18 protein-coding genes are annotated in these 16,019 nt (G+C 55.6%); 13 read left to right on the top strand and 5 right to left on the bottom strand.

Annotated features, from left to right (window positions below):
* Positions 1-59: 59 nt before the first annotated feature.
* On the top strand, positions 60-686 hold the full coding sequence (locus H7R56_RS18380; RefSeq protein ID WP_106928106.1) for a helix-turn-helix domain-containing protein: 627 nt from the start codon (positions 60-62) through the stop codon (positions 684-686).
* Here the strand turns inward: H7R56_RS18380 and ampH are convergent.
* A complete protein-coding gene (ampH, locus tag H7R56_RS18375; protein ID WP_106928104.1) occupies positions 683-1,846 on the bottom strand; it encodes a D-alanyl-D-alanine-carboxypeptidase/endopeptidase AmpH in 1,164 nt (387 codons plus the stop codon). The two genes, H7R56_RS18380 and ampH, sit on opposite strands and share 4 nt — an antisense overlap.
* A 330-nt stretch (positions 1,847-2,176) precedes the next feature.
* On the opposite strand from ampH, the gene sbmA reads away from it, so the two are divergent.
* Together sbmA and H7R56_RS18365 are read left to right on the top strand one after the other, a co-directional pair.
* Entirely contained in the window at positions 2,177-3,400 is a 1,224-nt protein-coding gene (gene sbmA, locus H7R56_RS18370; RefSeq protein ID WP_106928102.1) for a peptide antibiotic transporter SbmA, read from the top strand.
* Between the two features lie 33 nt (positions 3,401-3,433).
* On the top strand, positions 3,434-4,540 hold the full coding sequence (locus tag H7R56_RS18365) for a DUF1615 domain-containing protein (RefSeq protein WP_106928100.1): 1,107 nt from the start codon (positions 3,434-3,436) through the stop codon (positions 4,538-4,540).
* On the opposite strand, the gene H7R56_RS18360 is transcribed toward H7R56_RS18365, so the two are convergent.
* Positions 4,537-4,839 (bottom strand): DUF2755 family protein, encoded by a 303-nt coding sequence (locus H7R56_RS18360; protein WP_106928098.1) that lies wholly within the window; start codon positions 4,837-4,839, stop codon positions 4,537-4,539. The two genes, H7R56_RS18365 and H7R56_RS18360, sit on opposite strands and share 4 nt — an antisense overlap.
* Positions 4,840-5,088: 249 nt before the next feature.
* On the opposite strand from H7R56_RS18360, the gene H7R56_RS18355 reads away from it, so the two are divergent.
* A complete protein-coding gene (locus tag H7R56_RS18355) occupies positions 5,089-5,283 on the top strand; it encodes a DUF2754 family protein (protein WP_106928096.1) in 195 nt (64 codons plus the stop codon).
* 98 nt (positions 5,284-5,381) lie between these two features.
* On the opposite strand, the gene ddlA is transcribed toward H7R56_RS18355, so the two are convergent.
* Positions 5,382-6,482 carry a D-alanine--D-alanine ligase gene (ddlA, locus tag H7R56_RS18350; protein ID WP_106928094.1) on the bottom strand — a complete coding sequence of 367 codons (1,101 nt, stop codon included), beginning with the start codon at positions 6,480-6,482 and terminating at the stop codon, positions 5,382-5,384.
* 275 nt (positions 6,483-6,757) lie between these two features.
* On the opposite strand from ddlA, the gene H7R56_RS18345 reads away from it, so the two are divergent.
* The 4 genes from H7R56_RS18345 to H7R56_RS18330 all read left to right on the top strand — a co-directional run bounded on the left by H7R56_RS18345 (position 6,758) and on the right by H7R56_RS18330 (position 10,463).
* Positions 6,758-7,957, top strand: coding sequence for a multidrug efflux MFS transporter (locus H7R56_RS18345; protein ID WP_106928092.1), 1,200 nt, complete (start codon positions 6,758-6,760; stop codon positions 7,955-7,957).
* A 302-nt stretch (positions 7,958-8,259) separates the two neighbouring features.
* A complete protein-coding gene (locus H7R56_RS18340; RefSeq protein ID WP_106928090.1) occupies positions 8,260-8,523 on the top strand; it encodes a sigma-S stabilization anti-adapter protein IraP in 264 nt (87 codons plus the stop codon).
* 96 nt (positions 8,524-8,619) lie between these two features.
* Entirely contained in the window at positions 8,620-10,029 is a 1,410-nt protein-coding gene (gene phoA, locus H7R56_RS18335) for an alkaline phosphatase (RefSeq protein ID WP_106928088.1), read from the top strand.
* A gap of 98 nt (positions 10,030-10,127) precedes the next feature.
* Positions 10,128-10,463: a PsiF family protein gene (locus tag H7R56_RS18330; protein ID WP_106928086.1), complete on the top strand. Its 336-nt coding sequence runs from the start codon at positions 10,128-10,130 to the stop codon at positions 10,461-10,463.
* A gap of 55 nt (positions 10,464-10,518) precedes the next feature.
* On the opposite strand, the gene proC is transcribed toward H7R56_RS18330, so the two are convergent.
* Positions 10,519-11,328, bottom strand: coding sequence for a pyrroline-5-carboxylate reductase (gene proC / locus H7R56_RS18325; protein ID WP_106928199.1), 810 nt, complete (start codon positions 11,326-11,328; stop codon positions 10,519-10,521).
* A 158-nt stretch (positions 11,329-11,486) separates the two neighbouring features.
* Between proC and H7R56_RS18320 the strand changes: the two genes are divergently transcribed.
* From H7R56_RS18320 to ppnP, 4 genes are all read left to right on the top strand, one after another.
* Positions 11,487-11,939: a YaiI/YqxD family protein gene (locus tag H7R56_RS18320; protein WP_064547826.1), complete on the top strand. Its 453-nt coding sequence runs from the start codon at positions 11,487-11,489 to the stop codon at positions 11,937-11,939.
* Between the two features lie 272 nt (positions 11,940-12,211).
* Positions 12,212-12,736, top strand: a complete 525-nt coding sequence (aroL, locus tag H7R56_RS18315; protein ID WP_106928084.1) for a shikimate kinase AroL — start codon at positions 12,212-12,214, stop codon at positions 12,734-12,736.
* A 282-nt stretch (positions 12,737-13,018) separates the two neighbouring features.
* Entirely contained in the window at positions 13,019-13,696 is a 678-nt protein-coding gene (locus H7R56_RS18310) for an AroM family protein (RefSeq protein ID WP_106928082.1), read from the top strand.
* A 78-nt stretch (positions 13,697-13,774) separates the two neighbouring features.
* A complete protein-coding gene (gene ppnP / locus H7R56_RS18305; protein ID WP_106928080.1) occupies positions 13,775-14,059 on the top strand; it encodes a pyrimidine/purine nucleoside phosphorylase in 285 nt (94 codons plus the stop codon).
* A gap of 42 nt (positions 14,060-14,101) precedes the next feature.
* Here ppnP and rdgC read toward each other — a convergent pair whose 3' ends face one another.
* Positions 14,102-15,013, bottom strand: coding sequence for a recombination-associated protein RdgC (gene rdgC, locus H7R56_RS18300; protein WP_106928078.1), 912 nt, complete (start codon positions 15,011-15,013; stop codon positions 14,102-14,104).
* An 87-nt stretch (positions 15,014-15,100) separates the two neighbouring features.
* Between rdgC and mak the strand changes: the two genes are divergently transcribed.
* A complete protein-coding gene (gene mak / locus H7R56_RS18295; RefSeq protein WP_106928076.1) occupies positions 15,101-16,003 on the top strand; it encodes a fructokinase in 903 nt (300 codons plus the stop codon).
* The last annotated feature ends 16 nt before the right edge of the window (positions 16,004-16,019 follow it).

Raw genomic sequence — 16,019 nt, 5'->3', positions numbered from 1 at the left:
GTATTGATTAGAACGCTATGCCCGTCACGAAGATGGGTGTCATTGCATGGATCGCAAATATGCCTTATTTAACCAAGCCGCATGACGAGTTTGTCACGCTGGATAAACATCTGGCGCCGCGTGGCGTGAGCTTTAACCTGATGCCGGGGCAGCGCTTGCTGTCGGATGAGCAATCGCTGAGCGACACGACGATCGTGTTGCAAAAAGGCGCGGTGTCGCTGCATCGGCAAAACCACGCGATTCTCTTTGGCGTGGTCCAGGGGCCGTCAATCTTTGGTCTCGCGGCGGCGGCTAGCCCGATTCATCATTATTATTCGCTCACGGCCGAAGTCGAATGCCGGGGCTATTCCCTGCCGGCAAAAGAGACGCTGCAGTGTCTCGACCGCTATCAGCTGTGGCGAGAAGCCTTTTATTGGATGGCCTGGCAAACCCGGCTGCTGGAGCTGCGCGATAAGCAGCTGATTGGCGCTAATCATTATCATCAGATCCGCGAGACGTTATTGATGATGCTCGGCTGGGACGATAATTTACGCTCACGTATTGGTGTGCTGAATTATATTCAGCAGCGTACTCGAATTTCGCGATCGGTTATTGCCGAGGTGCTGGCGGCGCTGCGCAAGGGCGACTATATCCAGATGGAAAAAGGCAAACTCGTGGGCATCACGCGTTTGCCTTTGGAATATTAAGAGGCGGGAATGACGTCGGCTTTATTGCCGCTCAGTTCGGCCACCAGTTCGTTAATTCCGTCGCTCATATTGACGAAGCGGGTGAGTGGCGAACGGGTGACGACCACAAACGCGCCGACGTTAGACTGCGGAATCATCGCCATATAGGTGATAAAGCCGCCGCCGCCGCCGGTTTTCTGAATAATACCCGGGCGACCGTTTTTCGGCGCCATATAGACCCAGCCCAGGCCCAGCGCGTCGGCGTGGCCCGGCACGTCCATGCCGATCACGCGGGTCAGTTGGTTGCGCTTGTAGACCAGCGTCTGCATGCGGTCAGCCTGGCTGCTGCGGCGGTAGAAGTCGGATGACAGATACTGCTGCATCCAGCGCATCATGTCGCCCGGCGTTGAATAAACGCCGCCGCTGCCCATTGCCGCCAGCGTGTTATTACACGGGCTGGCGCCTTTCTCTGCCACCATCAGACGGCCACACTGGTCCGGCGACGGCGTAAAGGTGGTGTCTTTCATGCCCAGCGGGCGGGTGATTTGCTCTTCGAACAGCTGCGGATACGGCTTGTGCGCGGCGTTGCCCAGCGCGTCGGCCAGCAGGTCAAAGGCGAGATTAGAGTAGCTGGCCTGCGATCCCGGCGCGGCGTGCAGTTTTGCCGTCGACAGGTAGCTCCAGCGCTGAGACTGCGTCGGCCAGACGAAAACCGGGCGATGCGCCGCACCGCCGGGCTGTTCGCGCGGCAGGGAGCTGGTATGGGTCGCCAGATTCACCAGCGTAATCGGTGTGCCGTTATAGGTTGGAACGCTGGCACCCGATGGAGCATATTTGCTCAGCGGATCGTCAAGCTTCACGACGCCCAGGTCGAGCAGCTTAACCAGCATTTCGCTGGTCATTAGCTTGCTCAGTGAGGCAATACGAATCACCGAGTCGAGCTGCGGATGCACGTTGTTGCCCGGCCGGGTTTCGCCAAAGCTGCGAAACACTCGCTGGTTGCCGTCGATCACCACCAGCGCCATGCCTGTCGCGCCGCTACCGTAATAAATATGGTTGGCGTAGCGGTCAACAATATCGGACGCAAACGCGGGAGCGGTGAGGGGCTGGGGTTGCGCAGCCTGCACCGAGGTCAATGACGCCACGCACAGCGCGGCAGAAAAAAACAGACTACGTTTCAACGGAAGCATCCATGAATTGAAATGGGAAAGTAACGCGTATTTATACTAAAAATACCGCGAATCGGCATCAGGCACAGCGCCATAAATCGGTATGATAGCGGGAAAAACGTAACCGAGCGTAAATACGCTGATTATTCATCGCAGTGAATACGCACTTTTGTGATCCGGCGCGTATGATAGTGACAGCGACCGCCGGCGAACTCTGGCGACATTTTCCGGTCTGATAGCACGTTACATTGCTTAATACCTCTTTACGGTAAAAACGATCCGTAGCGGTATTCTGTTGTCACAGCATAAAGCAAAACCATAAGAAGTAAGCAGGAGAGCACTATGTTTAAGTCTTTTTTCCCCAAGCCGGGACCCTTTTTTCTCTCGGCGTTTATTTGGGCAATGATTGCGGTCATTTTCTGGCAGGCGGGCGGCGGCAGCTGGCTGCTGCGTCTCACCGGCGCAAGTGCCGATGTGCCGATTAGCGCTGCGCGCTTTTGGTCGCTGAACTACCTCGTGTTCTACGCCTACTATCTGATTTGCGTTGCGCTGTTTGCCGGCTATTGGTTTATCCGCAGCCCGCACCGCTGGCAGTACTGGTCGATTCTGGGCACTGCGCTGATTATCTTCGTAACCTGGTTTATGGTCGAAGTGGGGGTTGCCATCAACGCCTGGTATGCGCCGTTCTACGATTTGATCCAGACCGCGCTGGCTTCGCCGAACAAGGTATCGATTAATCAGTTCTATCAGGAGATCGGTATCTTCCTCGGGATTGCGCTGATTGCCGTCGTGATTGGCGTGCTGAACAACTTCTTCGTGAGCCACTATGTTTTCCGCTGGCGTACCGCGATGAACGAACACTACATGGCCCACTGGCAGCACCTGCGCCATATTGAAGGGGCGGCCCAGCGTGTGCAGGAAGACACCATGCGCTTCGCCTCGACGCTGGAGGATATGGGCACCAGCTTTATCAATGCCATCATGACTCTGATTGCCTTCTTGCCGGTGCTGGTGTCGCTTTCCGCGCACGTACCGGACCTGCCGATTGTCGGCCACGTCCCGTATGGGTTGGTGATTGCCGCGATCGTCTGGTCGCTGATGGGGACCGGGATGCTGGCGGTGGTGGGGATTAAGCTGCCAGGGCTGAACTTTAAAAATCAGCGCGTCGAAGCGGCTTATCGTAAAGAGCTGGTCTACGGTGAAGATGACGCCACTCGCGCGACGCCACCGACCGTATGCGAGCTGTTCAGCGCGGTGCGCCGCAACTATTTCCGCCTCTATTTCCACTATATGTACTTCAACATCGCCCGCATTTTGTACCTGCAGGTCGATAACGTTTTCGGCCTGTTCCTGCTGTTTCCGTCGATTGTTGCCGGTACGATTACGCTCGGTCTGATGACGCAGATAACCAACGTCTTTGGTCAGGTACGCGGATCGTTCCAGTACCTGATCAGCTCCTGGACCACGCTGGTGGAACTGATGTCCATCTACAAACGTCTGCGCAGCTTCGAGCGAGAGCTGGATAATAAAGATCTGCCGGATGAAGTCGTTCAGCCGCAGAGCTAAGCGATAACCCTTTATTTTTGATAAGGATAGCCCATGGCGATAGCCACAACGCGGTACCGTTCGTTTTCTCTTACCCTGCTGGCTGCCGCGCTATTAAGCGCCTGTACCAGCCAGCAGGCGCCCACGCTGAAAGAGGGCGAAAAACCGGTTGATGTGGCAAGCGTCGTGCGGCAAAAAATGCCGGCCAGCGTAAAGGACAGGGATGCCTGGGCGCAGGCGCTGGCGAAAACCTTCGACAGCCAGAAGCTGGCACCTACGGAAGAAAACATCTGTGCGGTGCTGGCGGTGGCGCAGCAGGAGTCGAACTACCAGTCCGACCCGGCGGTGCCGAACCTTAGCAAAATAGCCTGGCAGGAGATCGACCGGCGGGCAGAGAAGATGCATATTCCGGTCTTTCTGGTACACACCGCGCTGAAAATTAACTCGCCGAATGGCAAAAGCTACAGCGAGCGATTGGACAACGTGAAAACCGAAAAGCAGCTGAGCGCGATATTTGATGATTTCATCGGCATGGTGCCAATGGGACAGAAGCTGTTTGGCTCGCTGAACCCGGTACACACCGGCGGCCCGATGCAGGTCAGCATTGCGTTTGCCGAGCAGCATCAGGACAACTACCCGTGGAGAATGAGCGGCACCGTACGCCAGGAAGTGTTCTCCCTGCGCGGCGGTCTGTGGTTTGGTACATACCATCTGCTGAATTATCCGGCTAACTATACGGCGCCGATTTACCGCTTTGCCGACTTTAACGCCGGCTGGTACGCCAGCCGCAACGCCGCGTTCCAGTACGCGGTCAGTAAGGCGACCGGCGTGAAGCTGGCGCTGGACGGCGACGTGATCCTCTATGGTAGCGATGAGGCGGGCAGCACGGAGATGGCGGTCAGAAAGCTGGCGGATAAGCTGTCACTGAGCAACAGCGAGATCCACCGCCAGCTGCAAAAAGGCGACAGCCAGGCGTTTGAAACGACCGCGCTGTATAAAGGCGTCTACAAGATTGCCGAGCAGAAGGCCGGTAAACCGCTGGCCAGAGAGATGCTGCCGGGGATTCAGCTGGAAAGCCCGAAAATCACCCGCCAGCTAACCACGGCGTGGTTTGCTAAACGGGTGGACGAACGTCGCGCCAGATGTATGGCGATCCGCTAATCGTGGTGGCGCAGACGGCGCACCAGTGACACCACGCCAAGGATGGCGCAGCCTGCGAGGAACGGCACCAGGCCGAACAGCGTGCCGACGCCGAGCCCAATTTCCACGCGCGGACGGCCGTTGTCCTGTATCTGCATCAGGTGCTCATAAATACCGGGCGCGTGCAGCACCAGCGACAGCAGCTGAGCCCCCACCGAAAAACAGAGCAGTACGAACAGCACGTACGCCAGATTGCCGGAGGCGGAGGATGCCTTTTTCTTCCCACTGAACATGAGTTTTGACAAAGTGAAATCTGTCATTGGGACCCCCAGAATGACATAAATACGGACGATTGCGGGTTGCTGAGTTCAGTGTGGCAGCAGACGGCGGTTGTCAATATCGGATTTATGGTAAATTTTGAGCAGGAATATTCCTGGTTTTGCCCGCCGATTCGCCGATTCCCCCCTTTTGCTTAACGTTAAATCCATTTAACATCTGCAAACTGCCGTTCACACCACAGACGCTGTCACGGGTTTATGGCATCCTGTTTTTTTTCTGCTGGAGCCGTTATGAACCTGCCTGTAAAAATCCGCCGCGACTGGCACTACTATGCGTTTGCCATTGGTCTTATCTTTATTCTTAACGGGGTTGTGGGCCTGCTTGGGTTTGAAGCGAAGGGTTGGCAAACCTATGCCGTGGGGATGGTGACGTGGGTGATTAGCTTCTGGCTGGCGGGGTTTATTATTCGTCGTCGGGAAGAATAGCCGCATTGCTGGGTAGGCCTGATAAGCGTAGCGCCATCAGGCTGATGGCGCAGGTTGCCGGATGGCGGCTTTGGCTTATCCGGCCTACAGCGGTGGCGTTAGCCGTTCATCGATGTTTTCAGCGCCTTATCGGCCTGATGGCGTTCCAGCGCCAGCTCAATCAGACGGCTAATCAGCGAGGTGTAGTCGAGACCGCTGGCCTGCCACAGTTTCGGATACATGCTGATGTTGGTAAAGCCCGGTAGGGTGTTGATTTCGTTAATCACGACGTCATTGTCGGCGGTGAGGAACACGTCGACGCGCGCCATGCCGCAGCAGCCCAGGGTCTGATAAGCGTCAATTGCCACGCGGCGGATTTTATCGTTCACTTCAGCGGAGATAGCCGCCGGTACCACGACTTTCGCACCGTTATCGTCGATGTACTTAGTGTCATAAGCGTAGAACTCGCTGTTCAGCACAATTTCGCCGCAGGTGCTGGCCTGTGGATCGTCGTTACCCAGCACGGCGCATTCAATTTCACGCCCTTTAATGCCTTGTTCCACCACCACTTTATGGTCGAATTCAAATGCCAGCGCCACGGCTTTGGCGTACTGTTCGGCATCGTTGACCTTGCTGACGCCGACGGATGAGCCCTGGTTCGCCGGCTTCACAAACAGCGGCAGACCGAGCTTCGCCTGCATATCGGCAAAGGTGAAGCTGTCGCGGTTACGGCGCGTCAGGGTAACAAACGGCGCAATCGACAGCCCGGCGTCGCGCAGCAGGCGCTTAGTGACGTCTTTGTCCATGCAGGCGGCAGAGCCCAAAACATCAGAGCCAACAAACGGCAGGTTCGCCATGCGCAGCATGCCCTGCAGTGAGCCATCCTCACCCAGCGTGCCGTGCACAATCGGAAAAATCACGTCGATTTCATCGAGCGGCTGGCCGCTGGCGGCGTCGATCATCTGCTGATGCTCGCGGCCAGGAATATGGGCCAACGTCGTCGTGGAAGGGCGCAGCGCAATACGGGCCGGGTCCTGCGCGTTCAGCAGATAGTTCTGTGCGTCGCTGATGTGCCACTGACCCTGTTTGTCGATGCCGAGCAGCACGACGTCAAAACGCGTTTTATCAATCGCTTCTACGATATTCTTCGCGGACTGTAGGGAGACTTCGTGCTCCGCCGATTTGCCGCCAAAAACAATCCCAACCCGCAACTTTGCCATTCTCTAATTCCATCCGTTCCAAACGCAAAGCACATAACATACCACGCGCGCTGCGGGGTATCTGCCTTTTCCATCTTGTTCGGCGTAAATCTTGCGCAGACGCTAAGGATAAGTCACTAGTGAACGGCGGTTTTCTCGTGACATAAATCACACAAATGGGCTAATCGACTGATAAAATTCTGAAATAATCGATTGAGCATCTCTGACAATACGGTGAGACGGGCAACTTGCTAACCTGACAGTCTGTCCTCGTTAACAGAAGTACGCGCGTTTTTATGGAATCCTGGAAGGTTAACCTTATCTCCGTCTGGTTCGGCTGTTTTTTCACCGGGCTGGCGATTAGCCAAATTTTGCCTTTTTTACCGCTCTACGTGGCGCAGCTGGGGGTCACCTCGCACGAATCGCTGTCCATGTGGTCGGGCTTGACCTTCAGCGTCACCTTTCTGGTGTCGGCCATCGTATCGCCGATGTGGGGCAGCCTTGCCGATCGTAAAGGACGCAAGCTGATGCTGCTGCGCGCCTCGTTGGGGATGGCAGTAGCCATTCTACTGCAGGCGTTTGCCACTAACGTCTGGCAGCTGTTTTTCCTGCGCGCCGTGATGGGTTTAACCTCCGGTTATATCCCAAACGCCATGGCGCTGGTGGCTTCGCAGGTGCCGCGCGAGCGCAGCGGCTGGGCGCTCAGTACGCTGTCGACGGCGCAGATCACCGGCGTTATCGGCGGGCCGCTGCTCGGCGGCTTTCTTGCCGACCACGTCGGCCTGAGGATGGTGTTCTTTATCACCGCGTTTTTGCTGCTGGTGAGCTTTATGGTCACGCTGTTCCTGATTAAAGAGGGGGCCCGGCCGGTACTGGAAAAAGGCGAGAAGCTCAGCGGCAAGGCGGTGTTTGCCTCGTTGCCCTATCCGGGGCTGGTGATCAGTCTGTTCGTCACCACCATGGTCATTCAGCTGTGTAATGGATCGATTAGTCCGATTCTGGCGCTGTTTATTAAATCAATGTCGCCGGACAGCACCAATATCGCTTTTTTAAGCGGCATGATCGCTGCTGTTCCCGGCGTATCGGCGCTGATGTCTGCGCCGCGTCTGGGCAAGCTCGGCGACCGTATCGGTACCGCGCGTATTTTACTCGGTACGCTAGCCTTCGCCGTGGTGCTGTTCTTCGCCATGTCGTTTGTGACCACGCCGCTGCAGCTGGGCATTCTGCGCTTTATTCTGGGCTTTGCCGATGGCGCGATGCTGCCCGCGGTGCAGACGCTGCTGCTTAAATATATCAGCGAGCGTGTGACCGGCCGTATATTTGGCTATAACCAGTCGTTTATGTACCTGGGTAATGTGGCCGGGCCGCTAATTGGCGCGTCAATTTCTGCTATGGCGGGATTCCGTTGGGTATTTATGGCCACCGCGGTGATTGTGTTGATTAACCTTTGGCAACTGGCGGTAATGCTGCGACGGGCGCAGCCGACGCGACAGTAATATTGTGCGGACGAGGGAATTATTCTCCTGGCGTTATTCCCTCGTTTTATTCTTTTCTTATTCAACTTTGAGCTATAGCATTGCATTATTATGCGAGCAAAACGTTTCGCTGACTGCGTAAGAAACTAATACCATGATATTCATGGGGATTATATTTTTGCGGGTTCCACTTGCAGAATTGTCTGGATGTTGTAATTCTATTCGTGCTTGCTAGAGGGGAATAGAACCGTCTGTTTTTCTGGTCTATTTATTTTTTCAGGGCTGGCGTCCTGCTTATTGCCGTCATACAAGGAAAATGCGCGATGAAAAATTTCATTGCTGAATTGCTGGTGAAACTGGCCGAAAAGGAAGACCAGGCAAACGCGCTACGTATTCAGGTTGATGCGCTGGAAGTGGTGGTAACCACGCTATTGCAGCATATGAAGAATACGCCCGGCGGCGCGTTAGATAACGACATTGCCGTGGTGCTGAATAAGCTCGCACCGTCAGAAACGTCCACCGATCATCATCACGAATTATTATATAACCATGTACAACGGTTATTTCGCACCCCCGAAAAAGGGTAGGTGCCTGCTTATTAAGTGTGGTCATTAAACTGTCATACTCTTTTCTTACAGTCTCCGTGTTTCCTTTTTTAAGTATTTGTACATGGAGAATCTCAAGTGAAATACCGTGCTATTGCTGTCGCATTATTACCGCTGCTGGGCTTTTCTGCGGCGCAGGCGGAAACCGCCACTGCCGTTCTCGATAACCGTGCCGCGCAGGGGGATATTGCCCAGCCTGGCGGCGCGCGTCGTTTATCTGCCGATCAGACCGAAGCGATTCGCGCTTCATTAAATAATAAGCAGGCCAAAAATGTCATTCTGCTGATTGGCGATGGGATGGGGGATTCTGAAATTACCGCCGCACGTAACTATGCCGAAGGCGCGGGCGGTTATTTTAAAGGTATTGACGCGCTGCCGCTCACCGGTCAGTACACGCATTATTCCCTGAACAAAAAAACCGGTAAGCCAGACTACGTGACGGACTCTGCGGCGTCGGCCACGGCCTGGAGCACCGGCGTGAAGACCTATAACGGCGCGCTGGGCGTTGATATTCATGAGCAGGATCTCCAGACTATTCTTGAACTGGCGAAGGCCGCTGGTCTGGCAACCGGCAACGTCTCTACCGCCGAATTGCAGGATGCGACTCCGGCGGCGCTGATTTCTCATGTGACCTCGCGTAAGTGCTATGGTCCCAGCGTCACCAGCGAAAAATGCCCGACCAATGCGCTGGAAAAAGGCGGCAAAGGCTCTATCACTGAACAGCTGCTTAACGCCCGTGCCGACGTGACGCTGGGCGGCGGCGCAAAAACTTTCGCTGAATCCGCCACCGCCGGTGAGTGGCAGGGTAAAACCCTGCGCGAGCAGGCCGAGGCGCGCGGCTATCAGTTGGTCGATAACGCCACATCGCTGGCAGCAATTACCCAGGCTAACCAGGACAAACCGCTGCTTGGGCTGTTTTCCGACGGTAATATGCCGGTACGCTGGGAAGGGCCGAAGGCCACCTTCCACGGTAACCTCGATAAACCTGCGGTCACCTGCGCACCAAATCCGAAACGCGACGCCAGCGTGCCGACGCTGGCGCAGATGACCGATAAGGCCATCTCACTGCTGAGCAGCAGTGAAAAAGGTTTCTTCCTGCAGGTAGAAGGCGCGTCGATTGATAAACAGGATCATGCAGCGAATCCGTGCGGCCAGATTGGTGAAACGGTCGATCTGGATGAAGCGGTACAGAAGGCGCTGGCGTTTGCTAAAAAAGACGGCAACACGCTGGTGATTGTGACCGCCGACCACGCGCATGCCAGCCAGATTATTCCGCCGGAAACCAAAGCGCCAGGCCTGACGCAGGCGCTGAATACCAAAGACGGCTCGGTCATGGTGATGAGCTACGGCAACTCGGAAGAGGAGTCGATGGAACATACCGGCACCCAGCTGCGCATTGCGGCCTATGGTCCGCACGCGGCTAACGTGGTGGGACTGACCGACCAGACCGACCTCTACTACACCATGAAAGCGGCCCTGGGGCTGTAATCCTCCTCCAGGCCAGCGGCAAAAATTCGGCCGCTGGCCTGGTAAAATTCCTGCCAGCGACCAGACTTACAGAGTTCTACTCACAAAAGGATGGTGCAATGAAAACAACAATACTGGTTACCCTACTGTGTGGACTGTTTGCGGCCAGCGCGGCCTCTGCGGCAACGACCGCCGCCGCGCCGGAGAAAACCCTGACGCCGCAGCAGCAGCGCATGAGCAGCTGTAATCAACAGGCGACGGCCAAAACCCTGAAGGGCGATGAGCGTAAAACCTACATGAGCAGTTGTTTAAAAGGTGAAGGGGTGTCACCCAGCGGTAAAGCGATGACGCCGCAGCAGCAGAAAATGAAGGATTGTAACGCGCAGGCGGGTCAGAAGGCCCTCAAAGGCGACGAGCGTAAAACCTTTATGAGCACCTGTCTGAAAAATAAATAAATTCACTTTTATGGCAAGCGAGCCTGGCCCGGCGGCGATTGCCGGGCCAGTACACTCAGGACTTGCTCATCTTGTCCGATTTTTCCATGCATTTTGCCATCGCTTCGATGACCGCTGAGCGGAAGCCTTTCTCTTCCAGCACGCGCACGGCTTCGATAGTGGTGCCGCCAGGCGAGCAGACCATGTCTTTTAGCTCACCCGGATGCTTGCCGGTTTCCAGCACCATCTTCGCAGAGCCCATCACCGCCTGTGCGGCAAATTTATACGCCTGCGCGCGCGGCATACCGCCGAGCACTGCGGCATCAGCCATCGCTTCGATAAACATAAACACGTAGGCCGGAGCAGAGCCGCTGACGCCAACGACCGGGTGGATCATGGGTTCGGCAATCTCTTCCGCTTCACCGAAGCAGCGGAAAATATTCAGCACGTCGGCAATATCTTCCGGCGTCACCAGTGCGTTCGGCGTTACCGAGGTCATACCGGCGTTAACCAGTGACGGGGTGTTTGGCATGGCGCGGACGATTTTTCGGTCGTGGCCCAGCGCACGCGCCAGCTGATCGAGGGTGACGCCGGCGGCAATGGAAACCACCAGAGAATCTTTGTTCAGGCTGGAGGCGATGTCGCTCAGCACTTTTACCATGATTCCCGGCTTCACGGCGCCGAAGACGATATCGGCAATCTGTGCCACGTCCTGCGCGCTTTGCGCCGCGTTAATGCCGAATTCATCGCGCAGGGCGGCGACTTTATCCGGGGAGGGGGTATAGACCCAAATCTGCCCAGGAAGCACCTGCCCGCTGGCAATCAGGCCGCCGAGAATGGCCTTACCCATATTACCGCAGCCAATGAAGCCAATTTTCTTGTCCATCATCTCTCTCCCTCTATCTGTTTTTTTGTAGTGTACTGTTATAGGCCATTCCCGGCGATGGGTAATCTACTTTTGTGACCCGGATTACACTTTATTACGTCCTCCGCCGTGCTTAACGTATAATCGGCTTTTAAGACGACGCGTAGACCGGAGTGTGTATGACGATTTGGGTGGATGCCGACGCGTGTCCGAACGTGATTAAAGAAGTGCTGTACCGCGCCGCAGACCGCACGCAGATTGAGCTGGTGCTGGTGGCGAATCAATATCTGCGCGTCCCGCCGTCGCGTTTTATCCGCGCCATGGTTGTGCCAAAAGGCTTCGATGTGGCCGACAATGAGATCGTGCGCCTCTGTCAGCCTGGCGACCTGGTGATAACCGCCGATATTCCGCTGGCGGCGGAAGTGCTGGAGAAGGGCGGCGCGGCGCTTAACCCGCGCGGTGAGCGCTACAGCGACGCCACCATTCGCGAGCGCCTGACGCTGCGCGATTTTATGGATACCATGCGTTCCAGCGGCATTCAGACCGGCGGGCCGAGCGCCCTTTCTCAGCGCGATCGCCAGCAGTTTGCCGCCGAGCTGGATAAGTGGCTGCTGGCGGTGAAACGAGGCTGACAGGATTTGTGTCATCACATTGTGCTACCGTTAGCCGCGTCGTTCGGCTTGTCAAAGCCAGATACTTTCATGTACTGTTAGCGCCACGCTTTGTGGAATATATTTTTTACGCTTTACGGTGAGCAATATTGGCACTTAAAGCGAATGGCTCGCTCAGAGTGAATGTTATTGTAACTTAAAGTTTACACTTACTTGTGTACTAGTTTGGTGGTATGATTCACGCTTCACACATACGTCCCGCAATTACGCGTCATCAAGGGGAATGCCAGGTCATGACACAGCCTATTTTTCTTATCGGAGCCCGAGGCTGCGGAAAAACGACGATAGGCCAAGCGCTGACTCGCGCCTGCCATTTCCAATTCGTTGATACCGACCAGGTGTTGCAACAGCGCTCAGGCCTGAGCGTGGCGGATATCGTCGCGGCAGAAGGCTGGCAGGGCTTTCGCGCGCGCGAAACGGAAACCTTAATGTCCGTGACGGCGCCGGGGACGGTGATTGCCACCGGCGGTGGGATTATCCTCGCGCCAGTGAATCGCGAGTTTATGCGTCAGAGCGGCGTGGTGATTTACCTCAATGCGCCGGTGCCCGTGCTGGCAGGCCGTCTGGAAGCCTTTCCTGAAGCCGATCAGCGCCCGACGCTCACCGGTAAACCGATCAGCGAAGAGGTGGCCGATGTTCTGGCCCAGCGCGATGCGCTGTATCGGGAAACCGCACACTACGTCGTCGACGCCTCGACCGCACCGGAGCGCGTGGTGACACAAATCCTGGATGTTCTGCATCTGGCCACCGTGAGTTAACAAGACGCTCAGCTTTCCGATCACACCTTCCTCATGTTGTGCATTGCGCTGTCGATATACCCTTTTTTATTTCGTGGTTATATCGGGCGCAAATCACATTTTTCATCTATTCTCTATGTTATGAAAAAGTTAAAATCAAAACATATCAGGAGAGTACTGGAAATAACTGGAATCTTTACATTTCGCCACTCACGGCAGCTGCTACGCTTCTGAGCGGAATTTTGCATCCATCCAGGTGGCTATTTGTAAAGTGAGCTGTTAGAAAAGCAGAAGGTATATAACATGAGTGCAACAATGGCGATTCTTACGATAGGGGTTGTACCCGTCAGGGAAGTTTTGCCGCTTTTGACCGAGCACATCAGGGAAGATCAAATCACCCACATTAGCCTGTTAGGTAATATGAGCCGTGCCGCTGTCATGGAAGAGTATGCACCAGAACCCGGAGAAGAACGTTTACTGGTGTTGTTAAGCGATAACCAGTTTATTGAAGTTTCCCGCCCGAAGGTTGAGCTGAGCCTGCAGTCCGTTATTGAGGTGCTGGATAACCAGTCCTACGATGTCATTTTGCTGTTGAATACGTTTAAGCTTCGCAGTATGGTCGCGCGCAACGCCATGCTGCTTGAGCCTCAGCGTATTATTCCGCCGCTGGTCGCCTCTATCGTTGAGGGGCATCAGGTTGGGGTGCTGGTGCCTGTTGAAGGCATTCTCAACGCCCAGCAGGAAAAGTGGCAGATGCTCCCTAATTCACCGTATTACGCGCTGGCAAACCCGATGCGCGATACCGATCAGCATCTGATCTCCGCCGGCAGTTCGCTGCTGGAGCAGGGGGCCGATGTGCTGGTGCTGGATTCACTCAGCTACCATCAGCGCCATCGTGACCTGTTACAAAAGGCGCTGGATGTGCCCGTTTTATTATCGAATGTGCTGGTCGCCAGACTGGCAGCAGAATTATTGTGTTAACGAGAGAATTTCGCGTGACAGGTTTCTGTTCGCCCCCCTATATTGGTCTTTTTACGACACGAGAATAAGGGCCTGTTTATGCTTCAAAGCAACGAATACTTCGACGGAAAAGTGAAATCCATTGGTTTTTCCAGCAGCAGCACCGGGCGTGCTAGCGTGGGCGTGATGGCGGAAGGCGAGTACACCTTCGGTACCGCGCAGCCGGAAGAAATGACCGTGGTCAGCGGCGCGCTGAACGTGCTGTTACCGGGTGAAACCGAATGGAAAGTGTACGCCGCCGGGGAAGTGTTCAACGTGCCGGGCAACAGCGAGTTTAACCTGCAGGTTGCCGAGCCTACCTCTTATCTGTGCCGCTATCTGTAACGCGTGCCCTTCCTGCTGCGGCAGGAAGGGATACCGCCTGGATTAACGCTGCGCTTCGCCGCCTAATCCTTCTACCAGGCTTTTAATCAACGCCGCCAGCTCACCGGTCATCAGAATGAAATCGGCATCGAAACGCTGGGCGTAATCTTCCCGGTCGATATCTTCGTTCTGATCGCGCAGTTCATCGCAGAACTTCAGACGCTTGATGGAACCGTCGTCGCACATCACGAACTGAATACGCTGCTGCCAGTCGAGCGCCAGCTTGGTCACCAGCTTGCCGGCTTCGATATGCACGGCAATTTCGTCGCAGACCAGATCCTGTTTTTTCGCGCGGATCACGCCGCCGTCTTCGAGGATCGCTTTTAATTCTGCTTCATCGAGGATCTGGAAGCTTTGCGCGGCCGAACCGGAGCGCACCCATTCGGTCAGCGTCAGCTCGATCGGGTTTTCCAGCGTCAGCGGGACCACCGGCAGTGAACCGAGGCTTTTACGCAGCAGCGCGAGCGTATCTTCCGCTTTTTTGGCGCTGGCGCAGTCGACCATAATCAGGTCATTGACGGTGTCGATCCACATCATCGTCTGGCTGAAGCGGCTGAAGGCGCGCGGCAGCAGGGAGTGCAGAACTTCATCCTTCAGGGAATCCTTTTCCGTTTTTTTCAGCTTACGGCCCTGATCGGCTTCCAGCTTCTGGATTTTCGCTTCCAGCGCCTGTTTAATCACCGGAGAGGGCAGGATCTTCTCTTCTTTACGCGCGCAGATGATGATCTGGCCATTGGCTGTGTGCGTCAGCGCATCGCTGTGTGAACCCATCGGCGGTACCCAACCGGTTTTCGCCATGTCCTGGCTGCCGCACGGGGTGAAGGTCATCTCAGCGAGCTGTTTTTCCATCTCTTCCGCACGCAGTGAGATGTCGCGGCTGAGACGATAAACCATTAAATTTTTGAACCACAGCATGATAATTTCCACGGTGTTATCGTTAAATCAGCGTGCAATCATAACGAATTGTCTCTGGCCTTGCATTGTTTTAAACAGGAGTGATGAATGCGAATTGGTATCGATCTGGGTGGAACGAAAACGGAAGTTATCGCGCTGAGCGAGCGTGGAGAGCAGCGCTATCGTCACCGTCTGCCGACGCCGCGTGACTACCAGCAAACCATTGAGAACATTGCGCATCTGGTTGCTCTTGCTGAGGAGGCGACCGGGCAAACCGGGACGGTCGGCGTGGGTATTCCCGGCTCCATTTCACCCTATACGGGCGTGGTAAAAAACGCCAATTCCACCTGGCTTAACGGTCAGCCGTTTGATAAAGATTTGAGCCAGCGCCTGAACCGTGAGGTGCGGCTGGCGAACGATGCCAATTGTCTGGCGGTTTCTGAGGCGGTGGACGGCGCGGCTGCGGGGGCGCAGACGGTGTTTGCGGTCATTATTGGCACCGGCTGCGGCGCAGGGGTGGCGATGGGGGGACGTGCACACATCGGCGGTAACGGGACCGCGGGCGAATGGGGGCACAACCCGCTGCCGTGGATGGACGAAGACGAGCTGCACTATCGCGCGGAGGTACCGTGCTATTGCGGTAAGCAGGGCTGTATTGAGACGTTTATCTCTGGTACGGGTTTTGCGACCGACTACCAGCGGTTGAGTGGCAACCCATTGAAAGGCGGCGAAATTATGCGGCTGGTCGATGAGGGTGATGCGCTGGCGGAGCTGGCTTTAAGTCGCTACGAACAACGGCTAGCTAAATCGCTGGCCCACGTGGTGAATATTCTCGACCCGGACGTGATTGTGCTGGGTGGCGGGATGAGTAACGTTGAGCGGCTTTACCAGACGGTGCCCGAATTGGTGAAAGAGTGGGTATTTGGCGGGGAGTGTGAAACGCCGATTCGCAAGGCGTTACATGGAGACTCCAGCGGGGTGCGTGGGGCGGCGTGGCTGTGGCCGGCGTGAGTTGGTATTTTCTGTA

The organism is Klebsiella sp. WP3-W18-ESBL-02 (genome assembly GCF_014168815.1).
GTDB lineage: Bacteria > Pseudomonadota > Gammaproteobacteria > Enterobacterales > Enterobacteriaceae > Kluyvera > Kluyvera ascorbata_B.
This window is presented reverse-complemented; position numbering and strand designations above follow the sequence as displayed.